Source organism: Dorea sp. AM58-8 (assembly GCF_003464045.1).
Lineage (GTDB): Bacteria > Bacillota > Clostridia > Lachnospirales > Lachnospiraceae > Claveliimonas > Claveliimonas ammoniilytica.
Genome location: NZ_QSDM01000011.1, coordinates 82,000 through 100,922, shown reverse-complemented (window position 1 = coordinate 100,922; position 18,923 = coordinate 82,000). Strand labels below are relative to the sequence as shown.

At 43.9% G+C, this 18,923-nt stretch carries 17 protein-coding genes and 1 pseudogene; 17 read left to right on the top strand and 1 reads right to left on the bottom strand.

The features are described from left to right. The first annotated feature begins 4 nt into the window (after positions 1–4). The 15 genes and pseudogenes from eno to DXA18_RS09560 all read left to right on the top strand — a co-directional run bounded on the left by eno (position 5) and on the right by DXA18_RS09560 (position 16,108). On the top strand, positions 5–1,294 hold the full coding sequence (gene eno, locus DXA18_RS09630) for a phosphopyruvate hydratase (protein WP_118383778.1): 1,290 nt from the start codon (positions 5–7) through the stop codon (positions 1,292–1,294). 222 nt (positions 1,295–1,516) lie between these two features. Further along, positions 1,517–2,644 carry an aldo/keto reductase gene (locus tag DXA18_RS09625; RefSeq protein WP_118383762.1) on the top strand — a complete coding sequence of 376 codons (1,128 nt, stop codon included), beginning with the start codon at positions 1,517–1,519 and terminating at the stop codon, positions 2,642–2,644. Between the two features lie 3 nt (positions 2,645–2,647). Further along, positions 2,648–4,450: an ABC-F family ATP-binding cassette domain-containing protein gene (locus tag DXA18_RS09620; protein WP_118383761.1), complete on the top strand. Its 1,803-nt coding sequence runs from the start codon at positions 2,648–2,650 to the stop codon at positions 4,448–4,450. A gap of 119 nt (positions 4,451–4,569) precedes the next feature. Beyond that, positions 4,570–5,067: an acetolactate synthase small subunit gene (gene ilvN / locus DXA18_RS09615; protein ID WP_118383760.1), complete on the top strand. Its 498-nt coding sequence runs from the start codon at positions 4,570–4,572 to the stop codon at positions 5,065–5,067. Positions 5,068–5,162: 95 nt separating this feature from the next. Continuing rightward, on the top strand, positions 5,163–6,182 hold the full coding sequence (gene ilvC / locus DXA18_RS09610) for a ketol-acid reductoisomerase (protein WP_118383759.1): 1,020 nt from the start codon (positions 5,163–5,165) through the stop codon (positions 6,180–6,182). Between the two features lie 99 nt (positions 6,183–6,281). After that, a pseudogene (locus tag DXA18_RS09605) lies at positions 6,282–9,347 on the top strand (glycoside hydrolase family 2 TIM barrel-domain containing protein). 13 nt (positions 9,348–9,360) lie between these two features. Next, a complete protein-coding gene (locus DXA18_RS09600) occupies positions 9,361–10,074 on the top strand; it encodes a response regulator transcription factor (RefSeq protein WP_118383758.1) in 714 nt (237 codons plus the stop codon). Further along, positions 10,058–11,212, top strand: coding sequence for a sensor histidine kinase (locus DXA18_RS09595; RefSeq protein ID WP_118383757.1), 1,155 nt, complete (start codon positions 10,058–10,060; stop codon positions 11,210–11,212). Before DXA18_RS09600 ends, DXA18_RS09595 begins: the two co-directional genes overlap by 17 nt. A gap of 75 nt (positions 11,213–11,287) precedes the next feature. Next, a complete protein-coding gene (locus tag DXA18_RS09590) occupies positions 11,288–11,953 on the top strand; it encodes an ABC transporter ATP-binding protein (RefSeq protein ID WP_118383756.1) in 666 nt (221 codons plus the stop codon). Beyond that, a complete protein-coding gene (locus DXA18_RS09585; protein ID WP_118383755.1) occupies positions 11,950–13,551 on the top strand; it encodes an FtsX-like permease family protein in 1,602 nt (533 codons plus the stop codon). The genes DXA18_RS09590 and DXA18_RS09585 overlap by 4 nt, the downstream gene beginning before the upstream one ends. Then, positions 13,548–14,351 (top strand): hypothetical protein, encoded by an 804-nt coding sequence (locus tag DXA18_RS15655; protein WP_118383754.1) that lies wholly within the window; start codon positions 13,548–13,550, stop codon positions 14,349–14,351. The genes DXA18_RS09585 and DXA18_RS15655 overlap by 4 nt, the downstream gene beginning before the upstream one ends. Positions 14,352–14,360: 9 nt before the next feature. Next, on the top strand, positions 14,361–14,960 hold the full coding sequence (locus DXA18_RS09575) for a hypothetical protein (RefSeq protein WP_147345592.1): 600 nt from the start codon (positions 14,361–14,363) through the stop codon (positions 14,958–14,960). Next, positions 14,957–15,157 carry a hypothetical protein gene (locus tag DXA18_RS09570; protein ID WP_118383752.1) on the top strand — a complete coding sequence of 67 codons (201 nt, stop codon included), beginning with the start codon at positions 14,957–14,959 and terminating at the stop codon, positions 15,155–15,157. Before DXA18_RS09575 ends, DXA18_RS09570 begins: the two co-directional genes overlap by 4 nt. Positions 15,158–15,174: 17 nt before the next feature. Beyond that, positions 15,175–15,471: a hypothetical protein gene (locus DXA18_RS09565; protein ID WP_118383751.1), complete on the top strand. Its 297-nt coding sequence runs from the start codon at positions 15,175–15,177 to the stop codon at positions 15,469–15,471. Between the two features lie 88 nt (positions 15,472–15,559). Next, the gene (locus DXA18_RS09560; RefSeq protein ID WP_118383750.1) at positions 15,560–16,108 is read left to right on the top strand and encodes a hypothetical protein; all 549 of its coding nucleotides are present in this window, start codon (positions 15,560–15,562) and stop codon (positions 16,106–16,108) included. Positions 16,109–16,173: 65 nt separating this feature from the next. Here DXA18_RS09560 and rpsT read toward each other — a convergent pair whose 3' ends face one another. After that, entirely contained in the window at positions 16,174–16,437 is a 264-nt protein-coding gene (rpsT, locus tag DXA18_RS09555) for a 30S ribosomal protein S20 (RefSeq protein ID WP_118383749.1), read from the bottom strand. Positions 16,438–16,618: 181 nt separating this feature from the next. On the opposite strand from rpsT, the gene gpr reads away from it, so the two are divergent. Further along, positions 16,619–17,584, top strand: coding sequence for a GPR endopeptidase (gpr, locus tag DXA18_RS09550; RefSeq protein ID WP_118383748.1), 966 nt, complete (start codon positions 16,619–16,621; stop codon positions 17,582–17,584). 80 nt (positions 17,585–17,664) lie between these two features. After that, positions 17,665–18,843 (top strand): stage II sporulation protein P, encoded by a 1,179-nt coding sequence (locus tag DXA18_RS09545; protein WP_243007082.1) that lies wholly within the window; start codon positions 17,665–17,667, stop codon positions 18,841–18,843. Positions 18,844–18,923 lie beyond the last annotated feature (80 nt).

Below are 18,923 nucleotides of genomic sequence, written 5' to 3'. Positions count from 1 at the left end.
TAATATGGACTATTTACAGATTGAAAAAGTAATTGGAAGAGAAATTCTGGATTCAAGAGGTAATCCGACCGTAGAGGCAGAAGTGTATCTGATAGATGGAACAGTCGGCAGAGGTACTGCACCAAGCGGCGCATCTACCGGAGAGTTTGAAGCGCTGGAGCTTCGTGACGGAGATAAGGACAGATATCTTGGAAAAGGTGTGCAGAAAGCTGTGGAGAATATTAACACTGTAATCAATGACACGCTGATTGATATGGATGCATCCGACATTTATGCAATTGATAAAGCAATGATTGATGCAGATGGAACAAAGGATAAATCCAAACTTGGAGCAAATGCAATTCTTGCAGTATCTATCGCGTGTTGCAGAGCGGCAGCGACTGCATTAGATATTCCGCTTTACCGTTTCCTTGGAGGCGTATCCGGTAACCGTCTTCCGGTACCGATGATGAACATCCTGAACGGCGGCGCACACGCTGCAAATACCGTAGATGTACAGGAATTTATGATCATGCCGGTAGGAGCAGTGTCATTTAAAGAAGCGCTCCGCTGGTGTGCAGAAGTATTCCATGCACTTGCAAAACTGCTGAAGAGCAAAGGGCTTGCTACATCCGTAGGTGATGAAGGTGGATTTGCACCGGATCTCGCAAGTGACGAAGAAGCAATCCAGTACATTCTGGATGCAGTAAAACAGGCTGGATACGAGCCGGGCAAAGACTTTATGATTGCTATGGACGCAGCTTCCAGTGAGTGGAAAGGCGAGAAGAAGGGCGAATATGTACTTCCGAAGGCAGGAACTAAGTATACATCTGCAGAACTGATCGAGCACTGGAAAGGTCTCGTAGAGAAATATCCGATCATTTCTATCGAGGATGCATTGGATGAAGAAGACTGGGAAGGGTGGCAGTTGCTTACCAAAGAACTTGGCGATAAGGTACAGTTAGTAGGTGACGATCTCTTTGTAACGAATACAGAACGTCTTGCTAAGGGTATCAGCCTTGGATGCGGTAACTCTGTACTGATCAAGCTGAATCAGATCGGATCTGTATCTGAGACTCTGGAAGCAATTAAGATGGCACATAAAGCAGGTTATACAGCAGTTACCTCCCATCGTTCCGGTGAGACGGAGGATACAACCATCGCTGACCTCGCAGTAGCATTGAACACCTGCCAGATCAAGACAGGAGCACCTTCAAGATCTGAGCGTGTGGCTAAATACAATCAGCTTCTCCGTATCGAAGAAGAACTGGGAAGTGCCGCAGTATATCCGGGAAGAAAAGCATTTAACGTATAAATGCAACATACATTACATGAATCAGTCCTTAAGTATCTTTTAACTTCATAAACAAGATGAGAATCCGCCGGGGGCAGACGCACTTAGGCGGATTCCGTCTTTTGCGCGGTAATCCGTTATGTAGAAATTGTACTTGCACGAATTTCTGATGGTTCATACAGTTGTATCAGAATCCAACATCTGGTAAGATAAATAGCAGTAAGGTTGAGAGGAGGAAGTACAATGTTTGAAGGAAAGAAGCTTGGATTCGGACTGATGCGTCTGCCGCTTACAGATGCAAATGACAAGGGAAGCATTGATATAGAAGCGTTAAAAGAGATGGTGGATGCATTTATTGAACAGGGATTCACTTATTTTGACACGGCGTGGATGTATTGTGCATTTAAGAGTGAAAATGCGGTAAAAGAAGCACTGACGGACCGCTATCCGAGAGACCGGTATACGCTGACCACAAAGCTGCATGCATCTTATCTGAAGAAAAAAGAGGATAGGGACCGCATTTTTGAAGAACAGAGACAGAAGACGGGTGTGGATTATTTTGATTATTATCTGATTCATGCAATTGATCAGGAATTATATTCGATCTACAACGAGATGGACTGCTTTAACTGGCTGATTGAAAAGAAGAAGCAGGGATTTGTAAAACATATTGGATTTTCATACCACGACAGTGCAGAATTTCTGGATCAGGTGCTGACAGAACATCCGGAGATGGAATTTGTTCAGCTTCAGATGAATTATCTGGATTGGGAAAGTGCAGAAGTGCAGTCGCGTAAATGTTATGAAGTGGCGTCAAAACATGGCAAACCGGTCATTGTTATGGAACCTGTAAAAGGAGGAACCCTTGCTGATGTACCTGCGGAGGTACGTGAGAGTTTTACTGCATATCATCCTGATCTTTCTGTGCCATCATGGGCAATCCGGTTTGTGGCAAGTCTGGATAATGTAGCGATGGTACTGAGCGGCATGAGCAATATGGAGCAGCTTATGGATAACATATCCTATATGAAAGAATTTGTGCCAATGAATGCCGAAGAAACCGAACTGGTACATAAGGCTGCTGAAATGATCAAAGACAGTATAGCGATTCCGTGTACAGGATGTTCTTATTGTACAGAAGGCTGTCCGATGCAGATTGCAATTCCAGATCTGTTTCGTGTCTATAACAAGAGTAAACGTGGCGAAATTACTGACGTTGAAGCTAACGAGGAGTATCGGCAACTGACAGAGTCTGGAGGAAAAGCCAGGGAATGTCTGGCGTGTGGACAATGCCAGGTGGCCTGTCCGCAACATCTTGAGATCATTAATTATCTCAAGGATGTGGCAAAATGTATGGAAAAGCAGGATTAGAACATGAACATAGTTAATATCGAGAACATTAGTAAAATATACGGAGAGAAGGTTATCTTTGACGAGACTTCTTTTGGTATCCAGCAGGGAGATAAGATCGGTATCGTTGGAATCAACGGAACCGGTAAGACTACACTCCTTCGGATGGTCAGCGGAGAGGAAGTTCCTGACAGCGGACAGATCGTCAGACAGAACGGATTAAAGATTGCGTTTGTAGTGCAGAATCCGCCGTATGATCCAGAGGAGACGGTTGATGCCTATGCATTATCGGGAAATTCGGATACGGACTGGAAGGTACAGAGTTATCTGAACCAGCTTGGGATTGCGGATGGCACACAGAAGATGAAAGAGCTGTCCGGAGGACAGAGAAGACGCGCAGCTATGGCGAAAGTACTTGCAGGAGACTTTGATCTGCTGCTTCTGGATGAGCCGACGAACCATCTGGACGAGGAAATGATCAGCTGGCTGGAAGATTATCTGCGAAGCTTTCGTGGAACGATCCTGATGGTTACTCATGACCGGTATTTTCTGGATCGCGTGACGAATCGTATTCTGGAGATCAGTCATGGGAAACTCTATGGTTATCAGACTGCATATTCGGGATTCCTGGAACTGAAAGCGGAACGGGAAGAGATGGAGCTTGCATCCGAGCGCAAGAGGCAGAGCATCCTGCGCATTGAACTGGAGTGGGCGAAGCGCGGATGCCGTGCGAGAACCACCAAGCAGAAAGCGCGTCTGGAACGTCTGGAAGGTCTGAAAAATGGATCTGCTCCGGTATCAGACCAGACGGTGGAACTGGATAGCATTGAGACTCGCATGGGCAAGAAGACGATCGAACTGCATCATATTGCCAAGGCATTTGGCGATCGGGTGATTCTGAGAGATTTTGACTATATCTTTTTGAAGAACCAGAATGTTGGTATTGTGGGTCCGAATGGCTGCGGTAAGTCTACCCTGCTTCGGATGATCGCAGGAGAAACAGAACCGGATCAGGGAAGCGTCGAAGTGGGCGAGACCATCCGCATTGGTTATTTTGCGCAGGAAGAACAGGAGATGGACGACCGTCAGAGAGTCATCGATTACGTAAAGGACATTGCGGAATATATCAACACCAGAGAGGGACGCATCAGTGCATCTGCCATGCTGGAGCGGTTCCTATTTACCCCGGATATGCAGTATGCGCCGATCGGCAAGCTGTCCGGCGGTGAGAAGCGGAGACTGTATCTGCTTGGCGTGCTCTGCCAGGAGGCAAATGTGCTGATCCTTGATGAGCCGGGCAATAATCTTGATATACCGACATTGACAATTCTCGAAGATTTTCTTAATTCTTTTGTAGGAATTGTGATCACCGTATCCCATGACCGATATTTTCTGGATAATGTGGCAGACCGCATTTTCGCATTTGACGGACATGGCGGACTTACCCAGTATGAGGGCGGTTATACCGATTATCTCGAAGCATCCGGCGGCGGACATATGGCGAATGCCGTGACCGCACCGCAGATCAGTAAAGCAGATCCGGCACAGAAAGAAGATGCGAAGAAGAGCTGGAAGCAGAACCGTCCGCAGAAGCTCAAATTCAGTTACAAAGAGCAGAAAGAATTCGAGACGATCGATGAAGATATTGCGAAGCTGGAAGCGAAGACCGAGCAGTTGGATGAAGAGATGGCGCGCAATGCAACTAATTCTGTAAAACTGTCGGAGCTGATTGCGGAGAAGGAAAAAACGGAAGCAGAGCTGGAGGAAAAGATGGATCGCTGGGTATATCTGAATGACCTGAAAGAGCGCATTCAGAACGGAGAATAAAATAGATCAATAATTAATTCAAAAAGATGATTAGGATACTTGACAAACAGTAGGTATATTGCTATTATAAAAAAACAGAACGCACTCTGTTTTTAAAAAGTAAGATCAGGAGGTGCACAATGAAAAGAGTATTATCATTATTAGTAGATGATAATCCTGGAGTTCTGAGCAGAATATCAGGATTATTCAGCAGAAGATGTTATAACGTAGACAGTATCACAGCAGGTGTGACTGCCGATCCAAGATTTACAAGAATTACAATTGTAACGAGCGGAGATGAGCTGATTCTGTCACAGATTGAGAAGCAGGTCAGAAAGTTGGAAGACGTTGTTGAGATTAAGGTGCTTGCTCCGGAAGAGTCCGTATTTCGTGAACTGATCATGGTGAAGATTCGTGCCAATGCAGCACAGAGATCAGAAGTCAGCGCGATCGCAGATATTTTCCGTGCCAAGGTTGTAGACGCAGGCAAGGAGTCGCTGATCATCGAACTTACAGGCAATCAGTCCAAGCTTGGCGCATTCTTAAATCTTCTGGACGGCTATGAGATACTGGAACTTGCAAGAACCGGTATTACAGGGCTTTCAAGAGGAAGCGATAATGTAACGATTATCGAATAGTTATACCAGCAGAGATAACGATGGTCTCTAAATGCGGTGTGAAGAGCATCAGCATTTGACAATATATTTTATTATTCATTAGGAGGATGATACATATGTCAGCAAGAATTTTTTACCAGGAAGATTGTAATTTAGCTGAATTGGAGGGAAAGAAGATCGCTATTATCGGTTATGGCAGCCAGGGACATGCACATGCCCTGAACCTGAAGGAATCAGGATGCGATGTAATCGTAGGTCTTTACGAAGGAAGTAAGTCATGGGCAAAAGCAGAAGCTCAGGGACTGAAGGTTTATACAGCAGCAGAGGCTGCTAAGCAGGCAGACATCATCATGATTTTGATCAACGATGAGAAACAGGCTGCACTTTACAAGAATGATATCGAGCCAAACCTTGAAGAAGGTAACATGCTGATGTTCGCTCATGGTTTCAACATTCACTTCAATCAGATTGTACCGCCGAAGTATGTTGATGTTACTATGATCGCACCTAAGGCACCAGGACACACAGTAAGAAGCGAGTATCAGGCTGGTAAGGGAACACCTTGTCTGGTAGCTGTAGAGCAGGATTACACAGGAAAGGCTCTTGACAGAGCACTTGCTTATGGTCTTGGAATCGGTGGAGCTAGAGCTGGTATCCTTGAGACAACATTCAGAACAGAGACAGAGACTGACCTCTTCGGCGAGCAGGCTGTACTTTGCGGTGGTGTTTGTGCTCTTATGCAGTGTGGATTTGAGACACTGGTTGAAGCTGGATATGATCCGAGAAATGCTTACTTCGAGTGTATCCACGAGATGAAGCTGATTGTTGACCTGATCTACGAATCAGGATTCGCAGGAATGAGATACTCTATCTCTAACACAGCTGAGTACGGTGATTACATCACAGGACCTAAGGTAGTAACAGCTGAGACAAAGAAAGCAATGAAGCAGATCCTGAAAGACATCCAGGATGGTTCATTCGCAAAAGAATTCCTGTTAGATATGTCAGCAGCAGGTGGACAGGCTCACTTCAAAGCAATGAGAAAGCTTGCTTCTGAGCATCCGTCAGAGAAGGTTGGCGAGGAGATCAGAAAACTGTACAGCTGGAGTGATTCTAACAAGCTGATCAACAACTAATCTAAATATTGAATAACAGAGATTACCGAGACCGTTGCGTATGCAGCGGTCTCTTTGCTATACTGAAAATAAGAATCGGAGACACAAGGAGAAAGACCTATGATCATACCACATTACTACGAAGACCCTCATATGCTGCACGAGAATACCATGCCGAATCGGGCATACTATGTTCCGGCATCAAAGCGGATGGACAATCTGATCGAACACAGAGAACAGTCAGATCGTCTGCAATCGTTAAATGGTAACTGGAAGTTCCGTTATTATAAGAGCATCTATGATCTGCAGGATGAATTTTACAAGACAGATTATCCAGTAGAAGAATATGATACGGTTCCGGTACCGGGCGTATGGCAGAATTACGGTTATGAGTCTCATCAGTATATCGAATCCGATTATCCATTTCCGGTGGACCCTCCTTATGTGCCGTTAGATAACCCGTGCGGGGCATACATTCATAAGTTTCAGTACAAAACGAATGCAGATGCGCCAAAAGTGTATCTGGAATTTGAAGGCGTGGATTCCTGCTTTTATGTGTGGCTGAACGGAACATACGTGGGTTATGGTCAGGTGTCGCATTCTTTGAATGAATTTGATATCACAGATCAGATCGCAGAAGGAGAAAATACGCTGGCTGTTCTGGTGTTGAAATGGTGTGACGGAAGTTATCTAGAAGATCAGGACAAGTTCCGTATGTCGGGAATCTTTCGGGATGTGTATTTATTAGAACGCCCGAAGCAGTGCATTTACGATTACACGATCCGTGCAGTGCCGGAAGCAGATAATCGAAAAGGGAAGATACAGATTCAGACCAGCTATCTGGATCAGGTGCTTCCTGTAATGGCAAGAGTATACACGGCAGATAACTGTCTGATTCACGAAATAACATTTGAAAATGAGACGGAGCTGGTAATCGATGATCCTGTGTTGTGGAACAGTGAACAGCCGTATCTCTACACGCTGGTTCTGGAGACGGAACACGAGGTGATCACAGAATATATCGGAATCCGGGAGATCCATGTCGAGAACAGCATCGTCTATATCAATGGGGCACCTGTGAAGTTCCGCGGTGTGAACCGCCATGATTCCAATCCGGTAACAGGATTTGCCATCAGCGTGGATCAGATGAAGAAGGATCTGGAGCTGATGAAGCAGCATAATATCAATGCAATCCGCACCAGCCACTATCCGAATGCACCGATGTTTTATCAGATGTGTGATAAATACGGATTTTTCGTGATCGATGAAGCAGATTATGAGAGTCATGGAACGATGAATCTGTATTATAAAAATGACACCCGTGAGGAGCGGACGAGCAGATGGAATGAGCTGATTACGGATAATCCGGAATATGAAGAAGCAGTGTTGGACAGAGTGAAGAAAATGATAGAGCGTGATAAAAACAGATCATGCGTAGTTATCTGGTCAATGGGTAATGAGAGTGGTTATGGCTGTACGACCGAGAAAGCGCTTGCATGGACGAAAGCGTATGATCCAGGCCGACTTACACATTATGAAGGTGCTTTGCACAAAGGGAAAAAGCGCAGATATGATTATTCCAATCTGGATCTCTACAGCAGAATGTATCCGCTCTATGAGCAGGTGGAAGAATACTGTGAATTTGAACCTGATAAGCCGATGATCCTGTGCGAATACTGCCACTCTATGGGAAACGGAGCCGGAGATTACGAAGATTATTTTGAAATGATTGAGACATACGACTGTCTCTGTGGCGGATTTATCTGGGAATGGTGCGATCATGCTATTTACAAAGGAACGGCAGAGAATGGAAAGGAGATTTACTACTACGGCGGTGATCATGGTGAATATCCGAATGACGGTAATTTCTGTATGGACGGAATGGTATATCCTGACCGTACACCACACACGGGACTGCTGGAATATAAGAACGTGCACAGACCTGTTCGGGTAGTGAGTTATAACCAGACGGAAGGGATAGTGCTCCTGAAAAATGAGATGAATTATCTGAGCCTTCAGGAGTATGTGGATGTTACTTATGAGGTGACTTGTGACGGAGCACTCGTGGAATCCGGACAACTGGATCTGACAGATGTTCCGGCAATCCGTCCGCATCAGACAGGAAACGTACAGTTACCTGTCAATGTGCCGGAGAAGGGCAGGGTTTATTTAAAATTGACCTATCAATTGAAACATGCAGATGCATTCCGCAGTCAGGGGTATGAACTCGGATTTGACGAGATATTACTGGAAAATGTAGATGGAAACAATCGAAGAGTTACAGACTGGCTTAACAGTAATATAGAAAATGCCGAAGCGATAGAAGTGGAAGAAACAGAGTGGTAGCTGATCGTGAAAGGTGCGCGTTTCTGTTATACCTACGATAAGCTTCACGGAATCTTTGAGCAACTGGAGGCGGATGGCAAAGTATTACTGGATCGACCAATGGAAGTGAATGTATGGCGGGCACCGACGGACAACGATCGGATTATCCGCGTAGAATGGCAGAAAGCAAGGTATCATCAGACAACAACGAGAGCCTACACCACGGAGTATGCAGTGACCGATGCCGGAGTAGAAATCCACAGTAAGATGGCACTGCTTGCAATCACAGTACAGAGACTCATGGATATCGATACAGTCTGGAAAATCGATGTGGATGGAAGAATATCGGTAAAAATGGATGTCGTGAAGAATCCGGAGCTGCCGGAACTTCCGAGATTTGGTCTGCGTCTGTTCCTGAAAAAGGATATGGATCAGTTGGAATATTACGGCGTAGGACCAGAGGAAAGTTATATCGATAAATGCAAAGCAGGCAGTCATGGAATTTATACGGGCAGCATAACGGATCAGCATGAGGATTATATCCGTCCACAGGAAAACGGAAGCCATGCAGACTGCGATTACGTGATCGTGAAAGGAAGCGTACTTGGAATTGTTGCATATGGTGCACAGTCATTCGCATTTAACGTATCTGAGTATACGCAGGAAGAACTGACGGAAAAAGCGCATAATTATGAGCTTGTACCATGCGGAAGTACCGTGTTGTGTCTGGACTATAAACAGAATGGAATCGGATCGCAGAGCTGTGGACCGAGACTGAAAGAGAAGTATCGGTTCGATGAAGAGAGATTTACATTTGAAATGAATCTGAATCCATTGTATGGTACAATGATAGAAAAGTAGTGGAGGACGACTGATGCGGGATACTATTCTGATCGTAGAAGATGATGAAATGATCTGTCAGGGAATTGTGGATGCACTGCAGCTACGTAACTGGAAAACGGATGTGGCAGCGACCTGTGAAGAGGCAGAGAAGAAGATAAAAGAGTATACGTATATGTTGTATATTCTGGATATGAAGCTGCCGGATGGCAACGGGATTTCTCTTTGCCGGAAAATCAGAACCGCTACGGAGAATCCGGTTTTGTTTCTATCAGCGTATGACAATGAAAGCTATATTGTCGAAGGACTTGAAGCAGGCGGTGATGACTATGTGGTGAAGCCGTTTCGGACATTGGAGCTGCTTGCACGCATCAAATCCCTGCTGAAGCATTCGAATCAAACTCAGCAGATGAGACCAGAAGGTATCCGGAGTGGACATATTTTTCTGGATTTGAACAGCCACACCGTGTATGTGAATGACCGCGCGGCAGACCTGACGCTGACGGAATACCGCATTTTATATAGTTTGATAAATAATGCTCCTGGTCTGGTCACACGGGGGAAACTTTTGGATCTGATTTGGGAGAACAATGATCATGACGTGGATGATAATGCATTGTCAGTGTATATGAACCGGATTCGCAGCAAGTTGACAGTCGATTCAGAGCCTGTGCCGATAGAGACCAGACGAGGACTTGGATATCGGTGGACAGACAGAACCGAGGTTGTGTATGGATCATTTTTCTAAAAAAGACATGTTAAAAATCACAGGAAAATGGCTCGTTATCTTTGGAACGATAATGATTATTTTCTGTGCATATCAGTATCGTCTGGGAAGTATGTATACTTCCCGGATGATATCGCTTGTTGGCAGCCTGGAACATCAGACAGATGTTGAGACTGCCATTTTTGGTGAATTTCAGGAGGAAGATTATCAGAGCGGATTGCAGAGCATACGGGATGCAGGACTTGAAAAGACAGGTGAGGATAACCTTTACCAGACGATTATATCTTATGGTAGAAATTGGTATGTTGTGATGACAGTAATGCTCTGTCTGACAGGAATGGCATATGATTGTTACCGGTGCAGGAAAAATGCTGTGAGAGCCGAAAAATATGCAGAACAGATACGGGAAGAAGAGCGGACCAGATTACAGGAAGAAAAAGGTTACGTGATAAAAGAACGTGAGAAGATGGGAGCCTATATGGAGAATATTGCTCATCAGTTGAAAACTCCGACGGCAGGAATGATGCTTGGACTAGAGTATCTGCAGGATACGGAAGCAGATGAGCAGAGACAGAGAAGACTGTGGCAATGCATTAACCAGCTGGAGCGTATGTCAGACATGACGGCATCACTGCTCCGGCTTGCGCAGATTGATTCCGGAAAGATATGGATGAAAAAGAAGAAAGAGAATCTGTCGGAACTTCTTAATGAGTCAGTAGATGCAGTAGAGCCACTGAGGGCGGCGAAAAGTATCGATTTTCAACAGGAAATCCCTGAAGAAACTATGTTATCATGTGATGCATTCTGGATCAGGGAGGCATTTAAAAACTTATTGAAAAATGCCACAGAGCATACACCGGAAAACGGGCAGATACGTATGACGCTGGACGTTTCAAACGGGCAATATGATATTCGTATCTATAACAGCGGAGCAGAGATAACGATGGATCAGCGTGAAGAGATATTTGACCGTTTTTATCAGACCGATGGAGATAAAAAAGACAGTTTTGGCATTGGACTGCATCTGGCAAGGGAAATCTTTCGTATGCATCAGGGAACCGTACGCGTATTAGAATCGGATGAGACAGGAACGACATTTCAGATTCTGCTGCCTATATTGACAGCGAAAGACGCCGGCAGCAATCTTACAGAATTGTAAGATAAGATTAAGAGAACAGTAAGATACGTGCTTTATAATCTGAGTCAGAAGGACAGATCAGGGAGGTGTGGATATATGGATACAATAATTCGAATGGAACATGTAAGCAAGAGTTATCAGCTTGGACTAAAGAGCATTCAGGCATTGAAAGATCTTGATTTTACTGCGGAGCGTGGAGAGTTTGTGGCAATCATGGGACGAAGCGGATCGGGTAAATCCACCTTTCTGAAAATTGCAGGAACACTGGAAGATGCAGATGAAGGAAAAGTGTGGATCGGAGAGAAGGAGATCCAGACACTTTCCATGCAGGAGCGGTGTAAGATGCGCCAGGGTTCTATCGGCTTTGTATTTCAGAAATATCAGCTTCTTCCGGAATATACGATCTGGGATAATGTCTGCATGCCACTGTATATCGCACATCAAAATCCGGACAGGGATTATATTCAGCAGATTCTGGAGCGGGCAGGACTGTGGGAGAGACGCATGGATTATCCGGAAGAACTGTCTGGCGGTGAACAGCAGCGAGTGGCAATTGCGAGAGCAATGGCGGCAAAACCAGAGATTATCCTTGCAGATGAGCCGACAGGGAACTTAGATTATCGCACCGGACAGGAAATTATGCGGATGCTCCGGGCATCCAGAGAAATGTATCTGCAGACGATTGTGATGGTGACGCACGATATGGAAAGCGCCAATTACGCAGACCGTATCGTGATACTGGAGGATGGGAAGCTGCGATGAAAGAAAATCACGGGATAAGGCATATTGAATGGAATATCAGTTTACAATGGATGAAACGCCAGAAAAAGTATTGCCTGATGGTGGTGTGGGTTGCCATTCTTGCGTGTATGCTGATGCAGACAGGCTTTCTCATTACAGATGGGATAAGCAGTGCAGTGATGAACCAGCGTAAGAACATCTATGGCGAATGGGAATATGGACTGGTAAACATGGATGCAGATTCACAGACTTTAATAGAAGATCATCCATTTATCGAATCCAAAGGGAAGATTCAGATATATGGCGTGCTGGCTGGCTCTTATATGGACAATAAGCAAGCGAATATTGGAACGATGGATCAGACTGCGTGGAATATCGGACATTTGCAGATGTTAAAAGGGCATCTTCCGGAAAATGAACAGGAGATTGCTATGGAATCCGGCATGCTTACCGCGCTTGGTTACCAGGGAGAGCCGGGGGAGAAGATTACGTTAAATATCGTTACTACGACTGCGTATCAGAATGATATGGTCGGAAAGGCTTATACCTATACATTGTGTGGTGTCATCAAGGACTATCAGGTCAACTGGGACATATGTAACCGGAATCGGTTTCCGACAGGAATTGTGACAAAAGCAGGAGCAGAGCGGATTGGTAGTCCATTGGAGTCTCATATGCTGATTCGGGCAGACAAGGGAGACTCGGTTTATGAAGATTTGAAGAAAAGCGATAAGCTGACCTGCGGTATGGAAGAAAATGCAAAATGGAATCAGGATGTGGTGAAGCAAATGCCATATATCGGATTTCTTCAGGCAATCCGTGTGGTAATCGCAGTAGCGGCAGCCTGTGTGTTGTATCTGATGGTGTCGCACTCTGTTCAGAAACGTCAGGAGATGTGGAAGATTCTGGATGCACTTGGAATGGAGAAGAAGCAGATGTACCAGATACTGATCTTTGAAGCCTGTGCGTGTTATCTGATTGCGTCTATAACCGGAATGGGTCTCGGTACATTGACGTACCTGGCAGCTATGAAAGGATGGGAGAAGATACTTGGCTATCCGTTAGTTGCAAAAGTGACCGGAAAAGCATATGCAGGAACACTATTATACAGCTTTTTCGTATTTTCATTTAGTTATTTCTTTTCATGCATGAAATTAAATAAATTCAGGAAAGGAGGTACAGACCGCCAGAAAATTAAATTATCAAAAAGAAAAAATCAGATTACTAGACTGACACCTCTTTCTATGGTGCTGTGTGACTGGAATTACAGAAAACTGCGTAAAGGCATACAGATTCTGCTGATAGCAAGCGTATTAGTGATGTGCGGTACGGGGTATATGGAGATACGGTCGGACTGGGAAGAACTTGCAAGAGACCGTCAGTATACAGGCAATGGATATATGTTAAATGTGCAGCCGGATTCAAACACACAAGGGATTAGTAAACTTACAGTTCAGACATTGTCTCAGATTGAGGTGTGGAATCGGCAGAAGCATATTATTCTACAGATAGTGACGAACGTAATGAAACAGAATATACCATTGATTTGTCGGAGTATAAACAAAGCCCATATATTGAAAAAATACTGGAGACAGAGCAGCTTTTTAAGGAAAATGTGAATGCTCATAACATTTCTTTTCATGCACTGGGAGTCACGCGCTGGGAAGATCTGCAGAGATTCCTGGCAGATGTTCAGGAAGGAACCGTTATACGAGAAGAATTTGAAAGCGGCAACTTCTGCATCCTTGTATTAAGTCCACTTCGAGAGCAGGACGGTATGTATCTGCCATGGAATACGAAAGAAATGGTGAAAGACAGCGATATTCAGGAATCACAGATCAAAGCAGGTGATCAGTTATCGGTTACCTGCCATGGAGAAAAAGAAGCACAGACGAAACAGATACAGGTTGATGCAATCCTGCGCACATCTTCCGAAAAAAATATACACCCACCTTATCCGGGCGGCACCGGCATCTGTGCGGTCACAGGAAAGAATTTCTGGAAACAATATGGCATAAATACCGTGGATGATTATTGTGAGAAGGTACGGATATTGTTAGATGATACAGCGGATGCTTACGATGCAGAGACGCATATACTAAGCTGTGTGAAAAAGGCTGGTAATATCGATCTGATTAATTACCATGAAGAGTATGCAGGCAGACAGCAGACCTGTTATTCCGTTACAGGCACATTCATTATCTTTGGAATATTCTATCTTATCATGGTGATTATTGTGGTAAGTCAGCTGCTGGAAGCAGAACGTCAGGACAAAGCGAGAAATCATCAGACATTATATGCACTCGGAATGGAAGATGTATTTTTTAAGAAAATGAGATACATTGAAGTGATTCTGGAAAGCGGGATTGCGCTGGTAATAGGTGTGGTTGGGGTGATGATATTTTACGTAATTAAATAAGGCGGGGTGATGATGGGGAATGATGTAAATAAAAGAATAATAATTCTGGCATTAAGCGTAATCACCGTTCTTGGTGTATGTGGGTATCATAATAAAACGGATTCTGAATTGGGGAGAGTGAATCCAACATTACAGTTGCAATTAAAAGAAGTTGTAACTATTTTGGAAACTTCATCTGGAGACATTATTGGTTGTGAAGTCCTGATTCTGTATGATTGGCTTGTTACACCGGGAGCATGTGGGGAAGACTTGATTAGCTTGAATTGGGATTATGGATATTTTACACTTACTGATTTTCATTCGTATGCTACAGTGAAAAATATATCTACAGGAAAAACGGAATACTTTGATTTTATCACAACACCTCATACTGCACTGAATGGTGAGATTGGCTGGTATACAAAGCTGCGTAGCCCAGATATAAGTCCTAAAATTCAAAGCAATCCTGCCGGATACGCAATTGCATATTTTGAACCATCTCGTCCGCTAAGACATAATGATAACCTTGTAAAGGATTTTAATGTGATATATGTTCATGATAAATGTCCAGGCAAAACATTGATTGATGTTTCAGATATTATATATCAGATGGAAGATGATCAGCTATGAAAAAGGAAAATTATAAATACATAATCAAAGTGTTTGTTATTTTAATATTGACGATTGTGGCATGTGTTTTTATAATAAATCAATATATTTTTATGGTAGCAGATATACGTGAATTAGTACCGTTCCAGCTTGGAGAAAATGATGTTGTTGAAAGCGAGACTAAAAATACAATTGTTATTATTAAAAAAATCCTGTAAAACCTGATACGGCAACAGTGAAAATAATACAGAAGACTGTTTTTCGTCCGTATAACGAGGAAAATATAATAACAATAAATGCTAAGGATTATTATATTGAGTATTTTAATACAAACGTATATGATATTAAATTTGGAAAAAAGGGTGAAGGAATTAATATGGGAGGTTCCAAGTGTGTGGGGGAAAATTATTTCACATGGCTCAATAATTATGGATTCTTCCCTAAAGTGACGGAAATAGAGATAGAGTATGTTTTTGATAATGTTAAAAGTGTAGAGAATCTGGAAGTTCAAGTTGGAGTGGTAAGAAGATGACGAATGATGCCTAAACTCGTTGCAATGATGGGTTTGGGCATGTTATACATTCTTAAGTGGAAGGGGGAAATGGTATATGAGGCATAATATGCAAAAAATTGTAATTGGAGTTTTAATGATTTATATGTTGATTGGCTGTTCTAAACAGAATGAAGTTCCTGATTCTACTACAAAATTATTACATGCTATCGTGGAATCTCCGAATGAAGAACTATATCATGTTCAGCCGACTGAAATGGGAATAGGAACAGATACACCAGATGAAAAGGAAATAGATGCAACACAGAAAGCAGTGGAAGAAGAGAAGAATGCCTGGGATGAGGCAGTTGGAGACTGCTTTGCAGAAGGAATGTTTGATACATTTTGGAACAGTCAGGAAAGGATTTGCTTTCTGGGAGCTTCTGATGTGAATGACTGTCAGACATCTGTAAAAGAGATCGGGCTTGTTGAGGAGAATGATAATATACAGCACATAAAAGTGACAGTGCAGGCAGAGACAAGTGATTATAAGGAGGCTGAGACGAAAGACTTCGAGACGGAGTGGAGAGTTATCTATGATAAGGATGATCCGGAACTGATACAGACGATAGAACTGACAGATGATGACGGGTTCTGGGAGTGGAATGTAAAAAATTAAACAAAAAAGACATCCATCATGACGGTAATGGATGTCTTTTGTTTCGTTTACTTTATTCAAATAAATTAAGCGATTTCGTTTACAGCTTTTGATAAACGTGCAATCTTTCTTGAGCAAGTGTTCTTGTGGTAAACTCCCTTAGAACCAGCTTTGTTGATCTCAGAAATAGCAACCTTCAGTGCGTCCTGAGCAGCAGCAGCGTCTTTCTTTGCTACAGCAGTCTCAACTTTCTTTACGCAAGTCTTAACCTTAGATTTGATCGCTTTATTTCTTGCAGCCTTTGTCTCGTTTACTAAAATTCTTTTCTTTGCAGATTTGATGTTAGCCAATTTGTCCACCTCCGATATCATGGATTAATTATAATTTCATTCATGTTTATCAGAACAGACACGGACGCTCTGATAAAACGTACTTAATTATATTAGAATAATTAGGTGTGCTTGTCAATACATATTTTGACAAAAGCTGTAAAAACTAATGGAAAATGAGTATGAAGGAGAGAGACTAGGTATGATCGACAAGTTCAATGTGCGTACGGATCTTGCATTGGAAGAAAAGGAACGGTTTGAATCGGATGATGTAGAGATATCAGGCGTGGTGTTGGAGGAACATTATGATGAGCAGAAGGAGATCCGCATCACGATGGTGAAGATTGAGACAGAGAAGGGGGCAAGAACCATGGGGAAGCCTGTAGGGAATTACCTGACGCTGGAGGCACCGGGGATGGCGGATGATAACGAAGAGATCCACCGGGATATTTCGGATGAACTGGAGAAGCTGCTCAGACGCATTTTGAAAGATCATAAGGGAAAGCAGGAGTCGGTGCTGGTAGTGGGACTTGGCAACCGGATGGTGACACCGGATGCACTGGGACCGTACGTGGCAGATCATCTGAATATCACCCGTCATGTGATCCGTGAGTATGGCAGGTATGCATTACATGACCAGCGGATGCGTCTGGTCAGCGCGATTGTGCCGGGAGTGATGGGACAGACCGGCATGGAGACGGTAGAAATCGTGAAGGGAATTGTGAAAGAGACGAAGCCGGATCTTGTAATCGCGATTGATGCGTTGGCTGCGCGGAATACGAAGCGACTGAACCGCACGATCCAGGTGGCAGATACGGGAATCCAGCCGGGATCCGGCGTTGGGAATCACCGCAGTGCGATCTGTCAGGAGACATTGGGGATTCCTGTAATCGCAATCGGTGTGCCAACAGTGGTAGATGCAGCGACAATCGTTAATGATTCCATGGAGAATCTGATTCAGGCACTGGAGACTTCGGAGGCGTTGCGTGGTGTCGGACTGGTATTACAGGGATATAATGCCGCGGAAAAATATGAATTGGTGAAAGAACTCATTTCCCCACATTTGAATGGAATGTTCGTGACGCCAAAGGATATCGATGATACAGTGAGGCGGATCAGTCGGATTGTCTGTGATGCGATCAATCAATTGTGTGTATGTGTGGAATAAATGCAGATGTATTGGCATATTTTGCACCGGGACGGCATAGGATAACAGCAGTACGGCAGACTGCCGGAGGTGAGTGAACGATGCGGAGTGGACATGTAAAGATCAATCGTTGCCTGATTCTGATGCTGTCAGTGATCTTGGGGGCATATATATTGTGGAATACAGGTGTATTTTCCTGGAATATGATCTGGGAGGAGATTACCGATATGCTGGTCAGGCAGTCGGCGGAATGTTATCTGCCCGGAATGGTATATGTGGCAGAGGATAAAAATGGTGACTGGAAGGAATGGCTGGAAGGAAAGGCAGCCGAGCTGATACCGTTAGGTACGTATTTGGATGAAAAATCAGAATGGGAGACCGAAGTGGAGGATGCAGAGACAATTGCAAAGATTCTGGCGGAACAGGCGTCAGATGAGAATGCGGTGGATGCGAATGGGGCGTTAATCGGTGAGGATGATTCAGCTAAGACGGAAGGGGTGGGCACAGGCATTGATGTATCTCCGGAGAAAATGGGAGATTTTAACTATCTACTGAGCCATTTCTATACGGTAGACAGTTCCACGATGATCCGCAGTGATGAACTGAATGGGACAGAGCTTATGAGCAAGGATCTTCATATTAATCAAGAGACAGGAGGACCGAAGATTCTGATCTATCATACCCATTCCCAGGAAATGTTTGCGGATTCGGTACCTGGAGATCCGTCTACATCGATTGTGGGAATCGGAGATTATCTGACGGACCTGTTGAATCAGACCTATCATATAGAAACAATGCATCATATAGGTGTCTATGATCTGATCAATGGAGAATTGGATCGAAGCAAAGCATATGATCTGGCGAAACCGGAGATCGCAGAGATTCTGAAAAATAACCCATCCATTGAGGTGGTGATTGACTTGCACAGGGATGGCGTGGGTGAGGGAACCCATTTGGTGACGGAGATCAATGGAAAGCCAACAGCCCAGATTATGTTCTTTAACGGACTAAGTAAGACCAGGTCAAACGGTGAGATTGATTATCTTGCCAATCCTTACATACAGGATAATCTTGCATTTTCTCTGCAGATGCAGGTGGCGGCAAGTGAGAAGTATCCGGATTTTGCCAGACGGATCTATCTGCGAGGATACCGTTATAATATGCATCTGATGCCGAAGAGTCTGCTGATTGAGGCGGGTGCGCAGACGAATACCGTACAGGAAATGAAAAATGCGATGGATATCTTAGCGGAGCTGCTGGATCAGGTGCTGGTAAAGTGATTGGTAACGATCACTAAAATAAATTCTTTGCGAAAAAGAAACATTTGTGATATTCTAATACAACATGGGTAAGTATGCGA